This window comes from Pectobacterium atrosepticum (genome assembly GCF_000740965.1).
Classification (GTDB): domain Bacteria; phylum Pseudomonadota; class Gammaproteobacteria; order Enterobacterales; family Enterobacteriaceae; genus Pectobacterium; species Pectobacterium atrosepticum.
On record NZ_CP009125.1, the window covers coordinates 65,477 to 79,473 of the forward strand.

Below are 13,997 nucleotides of genomic sequence, written 5' to 3' on the forward strand. Positions count from 1 at the left end.
CGCCTGTCAGTTAATCGCCGCGATAACTGTCAACTGATCGTTCAGCCGCTGCTTGGTCAACGCATTGGTGGTGCTGTCACGCTGTTGCGTCAGCTCCGTCACGCGTTTCTCCCTCTGCGTGGCATCCGGCAGCAGCAACGGCTTCACGTTGATGGATTGCACGTTGCTATAGCGGCCATCGTCTGAGGTCGGTACGCTGATTTTTCCACTGTTAAGCAGCGATTCGACAATTTTTCGCTCACGCTCATAGCCCTGCAATCCCGCCAGCTTCCAGCGCTGCGGCACCGTACCCTCGTATTGTCCTTTCTTCACCTCAGTCAAATAACGGATGGTCAGGTTACGAATCGTGCCCGCCTCTTCGCCATATTCCACTTTGGTATCCGATATCACCGGGAACTGCATGCCCTCCAGCACGCCGCCTTTTTGCGTCAGGTGGCCCATACGGTAGCTGTTCATGCCCAGACGAATCGGCATGTCGTCGGTAACCGGCGTGCCGTTATTCATTTTCAGATCGGTAATGCGCTGCCCAGCGGGTTTCGTCAGGTCGATGGTGTAGGTCACGCCGTCGAAGAAATCATTGGTGGAATACTTGGAGGCACGACGCTGTGGATTGAAACTGTAAGTCACATCCCCGTCTTGCAGCTGGTTGAAGTAACCCGCTGACCATTCCATGTATTTCTTCAGTTCTTTTCCGGTTAGCTGATAAACCGTGATTTCACCACCAGCGTATTGATAGTTAAAGGCGATGTCTTTTGCGGCAATAGTACCGACGTTCAGCTTAGGCCGATCGTTATCAATTTGCAGCGCGATAACCTGCGCTTTGGGGGCGTAATGACGGCTGGCTTCCTGAAACAGGGCGCTGATGCCCGTGTCCTGTACGTGTACTTGAGGAATGCCTTTCACGGCATCTTGCGGCACCAGATCGTGCCCGAGAAGTTGTGCAATCGGACGGCTGGCGTTGGCGCGTAAGGTATTGTGATAAGGCTCGTAGATGTCTTCCATCTTGCGGTCAGAATCTACGTCTTTAATCGAATAGGTATAGCTGTCTTTATTGATCAGCACGTATTTGCCGTTCTGTTGCTCAAACTGCAAATCGATACGCGACAGCGCGCGACCATATCTGTCCGGTTCGGTGACGATCACGCCATTAATCACCTCTTTATCCACTTTTACGTGCATATGGCCCGCGACGATGGCGGCTAATTCAGGGTTAGCGCGAGCAATGTCGCCTACGCCAGTGCCCGGCCGCTGGTTCTCGTTATCGATTCCCATATGGGCGACTAGCACGATGGCATCCACTTTGCCGTGGATTTGCTGGATAACGGTTTTTACCGCCCCGACGGGATCGGTAAAGTTCAGCCCTTTCACACGGTCGGTGCCCTTGGCGAATTCAGCGGTCATCGGCGTGTCCATGCCAATGATGCCAATCTTCACACCCTGTCGTTCGACAATTTTATAGGCCGGTAAGTAAGGTTTACCGCTCTCCCAAAAAATATTGCCCGCCAGCGCAGTACCATTGAACTGCTCAAGCGAAGTAGAAAGCACATTCAGTCCGAAATCAAACTCGTGGTTGCCCATGACCCAGACGTCATAATTCATTGCGTTAAAACCGAGAATCATCGGGCTGGTTTTGTCATTTTTGAAGGTTTCGACAAAATTGCCCTGAATGGTGTCGCCCGCATCAACCAGAATCACATTTGGCTGTTGTGCACGAACTTTATGCACCTGCGTCGCGATCTGACTCAGGCTGCCAGCCATGTTGGCGGTATCGGTAGCGTAATCCCAGGGAACAAAGGTGCCATGCAGGTCGGATGTACCTAGAATCGTGATATTTACCGGTTCTTGAACGGCCATAGCAGAGGTACTCAAACAAAGCAGAAGTGACAGAAGCGTTTTTTTCATTATGTCATCTTAGTGTAATAAGAACTGATAGCGTGAAATTATGCGATTTGCTTCTCATTTGTGCTACAGACTTTGCAAAAGCGGCATAAGAAATGCGAAGCAGGATGGGTTTTTAGCCGCCAACACGTTTATCGATGCAGCGGCGAGGGATTCAGACGGGAAGATAGAAGTCGAAGCGGTGGCTTTTGGTTTCCAACATGGACTGTGCCGGCACGCCAGCCAGCGGTGGCGCATAGTCTGGTCGCTTCACCACGACACGTTTCTTTGCCAGCGCACGTGCAGGTTCCAGCAGTGCATCGGCATCGTCATCTGCACCCACCAGCGATTGAAACACCCGCATCTCTTTCTTTACCAGCGCGCTCTTTTGTTTGTGTGGAAACATCGGATCGAGATAGACCACATCCGGCGGCGGTGTAATGTCACGCAGCGCGGTCATACTGGATGCGTGTAGCAGCGTGAGCCGTTCCCGTAGCCACGGGCCGATTTCTGCATCTTGATATCCACGTTTCAACCCATCGTCCAGCAGCGCCGCAACCACAGGATTGCGCTCCACCATGCGTACGTGGCAACCCAATGCCGCCAGCACAAAAGCATCGCGCCCTAGTCCGGCTGTCGCATCCACGACATCCGGCAGGTAATCTTTTTTGATACCAACAGCTTTAGCGACGGCCTCACCGCGTCCGCCGCCAAAGCGACGGCGGTGTGCCATCGGCCCGGCAACGAAATCCACGAAAATAGCGCCGAGCTTCGGTTCATCCTGCTTGCGCAATTCCAGACGTTCCGTTGTTAGCACCAGCGCCATCACCGCATTGGGATCGGAAACCAGCCCCCAGCGCTCAGCCAAAGAAGATAAGGCGCCACTATCGGCGCCTTCTTCTGCGATTAAGCAGATGCTCATCCTTTGATGCCGTAATGCGCGAGCATGGCATCTAACTGAGGTTCACGGCCACGGAAGCGTTTGAACAGCTCCATCGGTTCTTCGGAGCCGCCGCGGGTCAGGATGTTATCCAGGAACGACTGACCGGTTTCTCTATTGAAAATACCTTCTTCTTCAAAGCGGGAATAGGCATCGGCTGCCAGCACGTCGGCCCACAGATAGCTGTAGTAGCCTGCTGCATAACCGCCTGCGAAGATATGGCTGAATGCGTGCGGGTAACGACCCCAGCTTGGGCTTGGCACCACGGCTACCTGCGCTTTGATCTCCGTCAGCGTTGGCAGAATCTGGGCGCCTTTCGCAGGGTCAAACTCGGCATGCAGGCGGAAATCGAACAGGCCTAACTCCAACTGACGCAGAATGAATAGCGCGGCTTGGTAGTTCTTCGCTGCCAGCATTTTATCCAACAGTTCCTGCGGCAGCGGTTCACCGGTTTCATGATGGCCGGAAATAAAGGCCAGCGCTTCAGGTTCCCAGCACCAGTTTTCCATGAACTGACTCGGCAGTTCGACTGCATCCCACGGTACGCCGTTGATACCCGAGACACCGGCGGTATCGATCTGGGTCAGCATATGGTGCAGGCCGTGACCGAACTCGTGGAAGAGGGTGGTGACTTCATCGTGTGTGAACAGGGCCGGTTTGCCGTTGATTGGTCGGTTAAAGTTACAGACCAGATAGGCGACCGGTTTTTGCAGCTCGCCGTTGCCTTTACGCAGTTTACCCGCGCAGTCGTCCATCCAGGCACCGCCACGCTTGTATTCGCGGGCGTACAAATCGAGGTAGAAGCTGCCGCGCAGTTCGCCGCTTTCATCGAACAGATCGAAGAAGCGAACATCCGGGTGCCACACGTCCACATCTTTACGCTCTTTGGCCGTGATACCGTAAATGCGTTTAACTACTTCAAACAGGCCATTTACCGCGCGGTTTTCTGGGAAGTACGGTCGCAGTTGCTCATCGCTGATGGAATACAGGTGCTGCTTCTGCTGCTCGCTGTAGTAGGTGATATCCCAGGCCTGCAATTCATCCACGCCGAAGTGTTCTTTGGCGAAGGCGCGCAGTTGGGCGAGTTCTTCTTCAGCCTGCGGGCGGGCGCGTTTCGCCAAATCGGTCAGGAAATCGATCACCTGTTGTGGGTTTTCCGCCATTTTGGTCGCCAGCGATTTATGCGCGTAGCTATCGAAGCCCAGCAGCTGTGCCAGTTTGTGACGCAGTACCAACTCTTCCGCCATAATTTCGCTGTTGTCCCACTTGCCTGCGTTCGGCCCCTGATCGGACGCGCGGGTGCCGAACGCGCGGTACATCTCTTCACGTAGCGCTTGATTGGTGCAGTAGGTCAGCACCGGCAGGTAACTCGGGATATCCAGCGTTAACAGCCAGCCATCCTGCTCTTTGGCTTCTGCCTGCGCTTTGGCTGCTGCCAGCGCGCTTTCCGGCATGCCATCCAGCTCGGCGACGTCGGTAATCAGTTTGCTCCAGCCCATCGTGGCATCCAGCACGTTGTTGCTGTACTGCGAGCCGAGTTCAGACAGACGAGCGGAAATTTCGCCGTAGCGTTTCTGTTTTTCCGGCGACAGGCCGATGCCGGACAGTTCAAAATCGCGCAGCGCGTTATCAACGGATTTCTTCTGCGCTAGGCTCAGTGTGGTGTAGTGCTCGCCGTCACGCAGGCTGCGATAGGCCTGATATAGCCCGGCATGTTGACCAACCCAGGTGCTGTACTCGGACAGCAGCGGCAGACATTGTTCATAAGCACTGCGCAGCTCTGGGCTGTTCTTCACGGCGTTCAAATGGCTGATAGGGGAAAAAATGCGGCCAAGACGATCATCGCTGTCCGCCAGTGTCTGACACAGATTATCCCATGTGAACGGCCCCGCTTGCGCGACCACACGTTCTACCGTCTCGCGGCATTCATCCAGCGCAGATTTAACGGCTGGGACAATATCTTCCGTTTTAATGCTGGAGAACGGGGGCAGGGTAAATGAGGTCAGTAATGGATTCGTCATAGTGCCGTCCTGATAATTGTGGGTGATCTCGTTGCCGGTAAGTTGAATCTGTTGAAGAGAGACCGGCAAGGCGGATATCTATTGCGGATTGATTACTAAGATGAGGTCAAGTGCCGTGAAAATCAATGGTGGAGGCGGTGCTCCTCGTGATCAACGGTGCGTTTTCCGTCATCAATAAGCCCTGTGCGTTACCTGAGAAGGCCTGTTAACGTTGTACTAAATGCGTTTTCCTAAAAGTTTTTGCTATTTTCCTGCCCGATTTTGTTTCTCGCGTGACCTACCTGATGTGTCTTTTTTTTCAATATTTCAGGGGAATGACAATGGCGATAAACAATCATAATGGTGGGTGCATCGCGCATAAACCTACCTTGGCGGTCGCGCGGGCAGTCCATTTGGCACTGTCTGGCGTGTTGATCTTAAGTGTTGGAACGGTCAGCTCAGCGCTGGCGGCGGAAACTGCCGCTGCTGTCGCGGCACCAACAATGACGTTTTCCATTCTGGCAGGGTCGCTAGGCACCACGTTGCAGGCTGTCGCCAGCCGTGCCAATGTCATTCTCACGTTTTCTCCCGATCAAACACAGAATAAAACCAGTGGGAGCGTGCGGGGAACCTACACCGTACAGGAAGCCTTTGCGGCCGCACTGGCGGGAACGGGATTGAGTGCAGTACAGACGGCCACAGGCTATCGGCTGGAATCCACGCTTGCCGCCGAGGGAAGCGACGGCAGCCTGCTGATCCCAACGCTCTCGGTTGTCGGCGGCACATCGGACAGCGCTGCGGCCGGACGTTCCGTGTTACGTCAGGCCGATGTCGATCGCGTACAAGCTGACAATATTGCCAGCCTGCTCGATAAACTTCCCGGCGTGTCGATGGCGGGTTCTCCTCGACCGGGTGGACAGAGCCTGAATATCTGGGGCATGGGCGACATGGAAGACGTCAAAGTTGTTTTGGACGGTGCGCCAAAAGGCTTTGAGAAATACCGTCAAGGCTCGGTGTTCATTGAACCTGAACTGATTAAGCGTATCGACGTTGATAAAGGCCCGCATGATATTCGCAGCGGTAATGGCGGCTTCGGCGGTACCATTCACGTTGATACCAAAGACGCCAGCGATCTGCTCATGCCGGGAGAAAATTTCGGTGGGATGGCCAAGTACAGCTATCACACCAACGATCGGCAAAATATCTACAGCGGTGCGCTGTATGGCCGAACGGAGGATGGGATGGCTGATGGCCTGCTCTACATGAGCAAGCGCGATGGCGACAACATCGAACGTCCTGATGGCTCGCGCTTTGTCTACTCGACGAGCGACATGGCATCCTATTTACTGAAGACCAACATCTATCTGACGGATTCTCAGACGCTGACGCTCTCCGCTATGCGCTCCGAATCTGACGGCTGGCAGCCGTTTGCTGCTAAGCGTGACGATATGGCGGCACCCACACAGGCAGACATCAATCGTTATGGCTGGGAAGAGGCGTGGCGGCGTAAGCTGGTTTACCGCGATCAGGTCGATAAAAACTACTCGCTGAAATGGAATATCGCGCCAGCGGATCAGCCGTGGCTGAATCTCACTGCGTCATTTGCCACCTCAAAAACTGAACAGCATGACAGACGTTCTGATTCGGCTTCACAGAGTAGCTATCTGGGAACGCTGGGGAATGAAAGCTGGGTAAGCTATAAAGATCAACTTGCGGAAATCAGTAACGAAAGCCTGTTCACTACCGGCCCGCTCGACCATAAGTTGCTGGTGGGGATGCGCTGGCACCAGCATAAGCGCGATACGCTTATTTATTACCCATCTGGCAAGAATAACGCCGAGTATAACTATGGTTATTTCCAGCCTTACTACATGCCGGCAGGGGAACAGGAGACGCGCAGCCTGTATGTACAGGACGCGGTAACGATCGGTAGCGTGACGATTACTCCGGGTGTGCGTTATGACCATGTCACGAATACGGGGAAACCTAACGCGGCACCACGTTATAACAGCAGCATTCCGGCTGCCGGACATGATTACAGCAGCGTGACCTACACCGGCTGGTCGCCGCGTATCGGCGCACTCTGGAAAGCGACGGACAATCTCTCGCTGTTTGCCGATGCCAGCCGCACCTGGCGTGCGCCTGTTGTCGATGAGCAATATGAAGTGCAGTCTGCGGCGTCCAGCGTGCCGGGAACCAGTCGTAATCTGGAGGTTGAAAGCATTAAGGCATTTCGTCTGGGGGCGATTCTGGACTTCAACAATCTGATGCTCGAAGAGGACAGCCTACAAATCCGCACCACGCTGTTCCGTAATCGCGGTAAAAACGAAATTTTCTACCGTCGCGGTATTTTGTGTGAAGCGCAGACGCAGAGCGGCACGTCATCATCTTGTGGGCAGCCGCTCTCTAACTACCGTAATTTACCGGGTTATACCATTGAAGGGGTCGAGATTGAGTCGTTCTACGACAGCCGCTGGCTGTTTGGTAGCCTGTCCTTCTCTTCCATTCGCGGCGAGCGCGATGCTTCACCGCGTAATCCGTGGGGCAATAAAACCTGGATTGCTGAAATCCCGCCAACAACCGCACATGCGACGCTGGGCACCAAAATTCCTCGTCTGGATATGGCCGTAGGCTGGACGAGTGACTTTGTGCGTAAGCAGGACCGTTCGCCTGCCGATGGCGATCCACAGGCCGATATCTGGGCGCTACCGAAAAGCAAAGGCTATGTACTACATGGTCTGTTCGCCAGTTGGCAGCCACAGACGATAAAAGGATTTGAAGCGCGTGTGACGGTCGATAACCTACTGAATACCGATTACTACCCGTATCTGGGCGAATCCGTGTCCGGCGTGGGACGTAACGTGAAAATCAGCGTGTTACAACGCTTCTGATCGCGTCACGCGGGGCGGATAGGATGACCGCCCCGTTAGTAGGGGCATGTTGCATAGGCGTAATGCAAATTCAGCAAATTTGAATAATTTTCGTTTCGGAACTTGACAGTCAGAGGGAAAAAACATAAATAAGAACGATTATCATTCTTATGTTTAAATAGCGCTCTGGGGTAAAGTTCGATGGTGAGGAAAGCGACGGCCAGCGTGAATGACTTTGCCCAACAGCTCTATTTCGATCATCACCGCTGGTTGTATAACTGGCTGCGCCATAAACTGGATTGTTCCCAGAATGCGGAAGACTTGGCACAGGATACGTTCCTTAGTGTGCTGATGAACCCGGAGTTGCTCACGATTCGCCAGCCGCGCCCGTTTCTGGCCACCGTGGCCCGCCGTTTAGTCGCCAATCATTATCGTCGTAAAAAAATTGAAGATGCCTATCTGGATGTGTTGAGCACGCAGCCGGATGCCTGTATGCCTTCCCCGGAAACGCGTCTTCTTACCCTCGAAATTCTTGAACAGCTTGATGCTGCACTGGATGGCCTGCCAGCGCCAGTCAGAGAGGCGTTTCTGCTGGCACACCTCCACGGTATGCGCTACAGCGATATCGCCGAGCGTTTACGCGTTTCCAGCAGTTCAGTGAAACAGTATCTGCAACGCGCCAACCTCCAATGTTTCTTTGCTTTGCCGCTATGAACGATCCCACTTTTTATCGTGACGGACAGGGGCAGCCTATTCAGCCAGATAGCGCACGTGAAGCGGTGGCGTGGCTGACGCAACTGATGTCCGACAGCGTCACGGAGCAGGATCGCCGCGAGTGGCAGCGTTGGCGCGAGGCCTCACCGGATAACGAGCAAGCGTGGCAGCATATTGAATCCGTGTGTGCCAATCTGGGTCAACTTAACGCGCGGGCAGCACACCAGAGTCTATCGACGCTTAACGGTATGCAGCGGCGCAGCGTACTCAAAGCGCTAGCCATTCTCTGTCTGACCGGAGGGGCTGGCATGGCTGGATCGCGTACGGATGTGTGGCAGTCGTTTACGGCAGATTATCAGACGCAGGTAGGCGAACAGCGCCACGCGGTATTGGAAGATGGCACGACGCTGCTGCTGAATACGCAGACGGCGCTGAATGTGGCCTACGGTGACGATCTACGCCAGCTCACGCTGATTCGCGGTGAAGTCATGATCGAAACCAGTCAGGTGGAAAAGGCCGCGTTGTATCCACGTCCTTTCATTGTGACGACGGCACAGGGAAAGGTGCAGGCACTGGGCACGCGTTTTAGCTTGCGGGTACAGGATGAACACACGCAGGTGGCGGTGTATGACGGCGCGGTAAGGCTTCATCCGCAGCGGAACGGTCAGGATGTACAAGTGGTAAAAAGCGGACAAACGGCAACGTTTACCACGCAGCGCTGTGGCCAGATAGAGACGGAGAAGGCAGAGCCTGCATGGGTGAAAGGGCAACTGCTGGCGGATAATCAGCGTCTGGTGGATTTTGTTGATGAATTGAGCCGCTACCGCAGCGGCGTGATTCGTTGTCAGCCAGAGGTTGAGAGCCTGCGGTTCTCCGGCGTCTTTCCGCTGTCTGATACCGATAATATCTTGGCGGCGCTGGCGGAGGCGCTTCCTGTGCAGGTGCGTTATTTCTCTCGCTACTGGGTTCAGATTGCTGCGCGATAAAATATCCTGCCAAAGTGTAATAACATTGTATTTTATGCTGTTTTCATTTTTTTTCTGCCCGATCCCCGTAGCTGAACGACCCACTATTATCGGTTGCCTGTTTTATACCTAACGATGTGATGAAGAACGCATGATGATGTCCTCGGAACCTCATACATTGAGAATGCTGCTTCTGTCTCTGCGGCGAGAGGCGGTGTGCTAATGGCCACACAGACGCTGAAATTCAATACGATTCAGCCCGCAACGACAGTACGTTGGGGAAGTGGCTCGCTGCTGGCCTTGGCGCTACACGCGGGGGTGATTGTCTGGATGAGCTACCATGCGCTCGATTCCTCAATTGAAGCGCCGCCGCCCGCCATGATGTTAATGGTCGCGGATAGCGTGCAATCCACATCCAGCCCTCAGGATGCGCCTGTTGGCCCGCAGCAAACGCTGTCCACGCCGCAAGAATCTGCGGCTCAACCGGAAAAAATAATGCAAGACGTGCCGCCGCTCGCGCCTGCACCAAAGCCGGTGATTACGACGGCGCAAAAGGAAAAACCGCAGTCGCAGAAAAAAGTGCAGAAAAAAATGGAAAAACCGGTGCAGGAGACGACGCCGCAGGAAGCGATCGCGCCATCGGAAAAACCGCCAGCACCCGTCACCAGCGCACCGCTGCCGGGCAACAGTCAGCACGTCGCTGCGCCGTATAACAGCGATGCCGCGCAGATGCGTAAAGGCGTGGCGGACTGGAGTAGCAAACTGTTGGCACATCTGAGCCGCCATAAACGCTATCCGGCTCAGGCCGCACGGCAGCGATTACAGGGTGTCGCCCAGATTCGTGTGACGTTAGATCGAACCGGAAATGTACTGGCTGTTTCGTTGGTCAGCAGCAGCGGTGTGGCACCATTGGATACGGAGTCTGTCGCCTTGCCGAAGCGTGCTCAGCCGCTTCCGGCTCCGCCAGCAGAAGTGATTGGCGATAACGCGCAACTCACCATCACGGTCCCGATTAGCTTCGATTTACGCGAAGCACGTCGCTAACTGGTATCAACTAGCGCGGCGTGTGTGCATCATAGCCAGCATAAAAAAACCGAATCGCGTAAGGGTTGCCTTGTTCGGTAAAGAACTCTGCGACTCTCTCCCGTTCCAGCCCGTAGCGGCGCGATAACAACCCAGCCTCGAAGGCGGCCTGCTGGCGGTCGCCTTTGGTTTCCGCCAGATGGTGAGCATAGCCACAGATATAGCCGCGCCGATAATCGTAGCAGTAAGGGTTAATGTCGTTGGTGGATTTTGGGTTGGCAGATCTCAGCCCCGCGAGGACGCCTCGCTCAAAATGGTTTCCCACTATAATGCTCCGTGAATTATCGTTATATATTAAATGATATAACGCTTATTTGTCACTCACCAGATCTGTTGAAAAATATTCCTGAATCCGTCGCGCATGCACGTACTTCCTCAGCCTGAATATCGGTAGCTTTCAATCGAATGAAAAACGGCCATGTTTCACAATTTGCTGATTTCAGACGATAAAAATTGCCAGTTTGCGCGGCGGTTCGCAGGGTGGGGCGTTGTTTCGGTATTGAAGGGATATTTTCCGCCGCAGACGGTTATACTGTCGGTTAATCGACGTTATTTATAAAAACTTCACCGGAAAGCAAGCATGCTAAGTTACCGCCACAGTTTCCATGCCGGCAATCACGCCGACGTGCTGAAACACACTGTTCAGAGCCTGATCATCACTGCCCTGAAAGAGAAAGAAAAACCTTTCCTGTATCTGGATACCCACGCGGGTGCTGGACGTTATCAGCTTAGCGGCCCGCACGCCGAGCGCACAGGGGAGTATCTGGATGGCATCGCGAAGATCTGGCAGCGTGACGATATTCCGGCTGAACTCGAACCTTACATGCAGGCGGTGCGTACCTATAATCACAACGGACAACTGCGCTATTACCCTGGTTCTCCGCTGATTGCGCGCCAGCTACTGCGTGAGTACGACAAACTCCACCTGACCGAGCTGCACCCCAGCGATTTCCCGCTACTGCGCAATGAGTTTCAGAAAGATGCGCGTACCAAAGTGCTGCGTGACGATGGTTACCAGCAGTTGAAAGCTCAGCTTCCGCCGCTTTCTCGTCGGGGATTTGTGCTGATTGACCCACCTTATGAGCTGAAGACGGACTATCAGGACGTAGTCAAAGGCATTAAGGAGGGGCATAAGCGCTTTGGCACTGGCGTATTTGCACTGTGGTATCCGGTTGTGCTGCGTCAGCATATCAAACGCATGCTGAAAGAGTTGCAAGCCTCGGGTATTCGCAACATTTTGCAAATTGAGCTGGCGGTACTGCCGGACAGCGATCGCTACGGTATGACGGCGTCGGGCATGATTGTGATTAACCCGCCGTGGAAGCTGGCGGCGCAGATGAAGGACGTACTGCCGTGGCTGCATAGCGTGCTGGTACCGGAAGGCACTGGACATACGCTGGTGGAACAAATCGTACCGGAGTAATGCGTGTGAGCACGGTGGGCGATGCGGTCGGTTTTTCCTATTGCAACCATAGGCATAACCTTTATTGGACATGTGGCTCTGGCGTTACACTCTAGGCAAATTTTATTCACTTAAGCATGGATACACTGATGACCAAACACTATGACTATCTTGCTATTGGCGGCGGCAGCGGCGGTATCGCGTCTATCAACCGCGCGGCGATGTATGGACAAAAATGTGCGTTGATCGAAGCGAAATATCTGGGCGGCACCTGCGTCAACGTCGGCTGTGTGCCGAAGAAAGTGATGTGGCATGCAGCGCAGATCGCCGAAGCGATCCATCAGTACGGCCCAGATTACGGGTTCGATACCACGGTGAACCAGTTTAACTGGGGCACGCTGGTCAAGAATCGTAGCGCCTACATCGATCGTATCCACCAGTCCTACGATAACGTGCTGGGTAAGAATAAGGTTGATGTTATCCACGGCTTTGCCCGCTTTGTCGATGCGCACACGGTGGAAGTGAACGGCGAGAAAATTACGGCTGACCACATCCTGATTGCCACGGGTGGTCGTCCGGTTCACCCTAACATTCCCGGTGCAGAATACGGCATTGATTCCGACGGCTTCTTTGAGCTGGATGCGCTGCCGAAGCGTACCGCTATCGTCGGGGCTGGCTATATCGCTGTGGAGATTGCTGGCGTGCTGAACGGGCTGGGCTCTGAAACCCATCTGTTTGTGCGGAAACACGCACCGCTGCGTAGCTTTGATCCGCTGATTGTCGATACGCTGGTGGAAGTGATGAACACTGAAGGGCCGACGCTGCATACCGAATCGATCCCGAAAGCGATTGTGAAGAATGCCGATGGTAGCCTGACGCTAGAACTGGAAAACGGCCAGTCACAAACCGTCGATTGCCTGATTTGGGCGATTGGTCGTGAACCGGCGACGGATAACCTGAACCTGAGTGTCACTGGCGTGGGGCTGAACGACAAAGGCTACATCAATGTCGATAAATTCCAGAACACCACCGTTTCTGGCATTTATGCTGTCGGCGATAACACAGGTGCCGTCGAACTAACGCCGGTTGCTGTTGCGGCGGGGCGTCGTTTATCCGAGCGTTTGTTTAACAACAAGCCGGACGAACATCTGGACTACAGTAATATCCCAACCGTCGTCTTCAGTCACCCGCCGATTGGCACAGTCGGGCTGACCGAACCGCAGGCGCGTGAACAGTACGGCGACGATCAGGTGAAAGTGTATAAATCCGCCTTCACCGCGATGTACACCGCCGTGACGCAGCACCGTCAGCCGTGTCGTATGAAGCTGGTCTGCGTGGGTAAAGAAGAAAAAATCGTCGGCATCCACGGTATCGGCTTTGGTATGGATGAAATGCTGCAAGGCTTCGCGGTCGCCGTCAAAATGGGCGCTACCAAAAAAGACTTCGACAACACTGTCGCCATCCACCCGACTGCCTCGGAAGAGTTTGTGACGATGCGGTAATGGTGTAGGGAAGCGGGTCTAATAGCTTTTCTGGAAGACGAAAATATGCTGGTTGAATAGTGAACTATTTAGCCGGCATTTTTTTATGCTCAGCCTAACGTGATTATCTCATTCGCTCACTTGCCAGATGATAAACGCCGCTACGTTCACGCTTGCCTACTGCTACCACAGCTATAATCAATACGTCGTCAATGACTTCATACACTAAGCGAAAGCCTGACGCCCGGAGCTTTATTTTGTAGCAATCCTTTATCCCCCGTAACTTTGCCGAAGGAATATGAGGGTTTTCGCAGCATTTTTTTAGCTTTTTGGCAAATTGCTGTTGGATGGTTTTATCGAGTTTTAGCCATTCTTTCAGCGCATCTTCCCTGAATTTGACGCTATAGCTCATAGGAAACTATCCAAATCCACGTCAACCAGCGGCTGGTTTTTTCGTTCACCGATCAATTTAACCAGTTCCTGGTCGTCCAGCGCATCCAGCATTTTTTCGTAGAGATCCGCAGGAATGCAATAAAACGCAGGCTGGTTGCGGTTCAGAATAGCGACAGGTAGGCCATCGCCAGCGTTGACTGTTGCCATCGGGTTCTTTTTCAGTTCACTGACGCTGGCACTGGTATCACTCAATATAATATTCGGCATGACA

12 protein-coding genes are annotated in these 13,997 nt (G+C 53.7%); 6 read left to right on the forward strand and 6 right to left on the reverse strand.

What is annotated here, in order from left to right; translation table 11 throughout:
• Positions 1–6 precede the first annotated feature (6 nt).
• From GZ59_RS00275 to prlC, 3 genes are all read right to left on the reverse strand, one after another.
• On the reverse strand, positions 7–1,902 hold the full coding sequence (locus GZ59_RS00275) for a bifunctional metallophosphatase/5'-nucleotidase (RefSeq protein WP_039289318.1): 1,896 nt from the start codon (positions 1,900–1,902) through the stop codon (positions 7–9).
• 151 nt (positions 1,903–2,053) lie between these two features.
• On the reverse strand, positions 2,054–2,800 hold the full coding sequence (gene rsmJ, locus GZ59_RS00280; protein WP_011091699.1) for a 16S rRNA (guanine(1516)-N(2))-methyltransferase RsmJ: 747 nt from the start codon (positions 2,798–2,800) through the stop codon (positions 2,054–2,056).
• Entirely contained in the window at positions 2,797–4,839 is a 2,043-nt protein-coding gene (prlC, locus tag GZ59_RS00285) for an oligopeptidase A (RefSeq protein ID WP_039289320.1), read from the reverse strand. Before prlC ends, rsmJ begins: the two co-directional genes overlap by 4 nt.
• A gap of 320 nt (positions 4,840–5,159) precedes the next feature.
• Between prlC and GZ59_RS00290 the strand changes: the two genes are divergently transcribed.
• From GZ59_RS00290 to GZ59_RS00305, 4 genes are all read left to right on the forward strand, one after another.
• Entirely contained in the window at positions 5,160–7,709 is a 2,550-nt protein-coding gene (locus GZ59_RS00290) for a TonB-dependent receptor (protein ID WP_039289322.1), read from the forward strand.
• A gap of 180 nt (positions 7,710–7,889) precedes the next feature.
• Entirely contained in the window at positions 7,890–8,402 is a 513-nt protein-coding gene (locus GZ59_RS00295) for a sigma-70 family RNA polymerase sigma factor (RefSeq protein ID WP_011091702.1), read from the forward strand.
• Positions 8,399–9,388 (forward strand): FecR domain-containing protein, encoded by a 990-nt coding sequence (locus GZ59_RS00300; protein WP_011091703.1) that lies wholly within the window; start codon positions 8,399–8,401, stop codon positions 9,386–9,388. The genes GZ59_RS00295 and GZ59_RS00300 overlap by 4 nt, the downstream gene beginning before the upstream one ends.
• 201 nt (positions 9,389–9,589) lie before the next feature.
• Positions 9,590–10,411, forward strand: a complete 822-nt coding sequence (locus GZ59_RS00305) for a TonB family protein (RefSeq protein WP_011091704.1) — start codon at positions 9,590–9,592, stop codon at positions 10,409–10,411.
• A 10-nt stretch (positions 10,412–10,421) separates the two neighbouring features.
• On the opposite strand, the gene GZ59_RS00310 is transcribed toward GZ59_RS00305, so the two are convergent.
• A complete protein-coding gene (locus GZ59_RS00310; RefSeq protein WP_011091705.1) occupies positions 10,422–10,715 on the reverse strand; it encodes a DUF2623 domain-containing protein in 294 nt (97 codons plus the stop codon).
• A 315-nt stretch (positions 10,716–11,030) separates the two neighbouring features.
• Between GZ59_RS00310 and GZ59_RS00315 the strand changes: the two genes are divergently transcribed.
• Positions 11,031–11,873, forward strand: coding sequence for a 23S rRNA (adenine(2030)-N(6))-methyltransferase RlmJ (locus GZ59_RS00315; RefSeq protein ID WP_011091706.1), 843 nt, complete (start codon positions 11,031–11,033; stop codon positions 11,871–11,873).
• Between the two features lie 128 nt (positions 11,874–12,001).
• Positions 12,002–13,354, forward strand: coding sequence for a glutathione-disulfide reductase (gene gorA, locus GZ59_RS00320; RefSeq protein WP_011091707.1), 1,353 nt, complete (start codon positions 12,002–12,004; stop codon positions 13,352–13,354).
• A gap of 103 nt (positions 13,355–13,457) precedes the next feature.
• Here gorA and GZ59_RS00325 read toward each other — a convergent pair whose 3' ends face one another.
• Positions 13,458–13,745 carry a type II toxin-antitoxin system RelE family toxin gene (locus tag GZ59_RS00325; protein WP_011091708.1) on the reverse strand — a complete coding sequence of 96 codons (288 nt, stop codon included), beginning with the start codon at positions 13,743–13,745 and terminating at the stop codon, positions 13,458–13,460.
• Positions 13,742–13,993, reverse strand: coding sequence for a type II toxin-antitoxin system Phd/YefM family antitoxin (locus tag GZ59_RS00330; protein ID WP_010281712.1), 252 nt, complete (start codon positions 13,991–13,993; stop codon positions 13,742–13,744). Before GZ59_RS00330 ends, GZ59_RS00325 begins: the two co-directional genes overlap by 4 nt.
• Positions 13,994–13,997 lie beyond the last annotated feature (4 nt).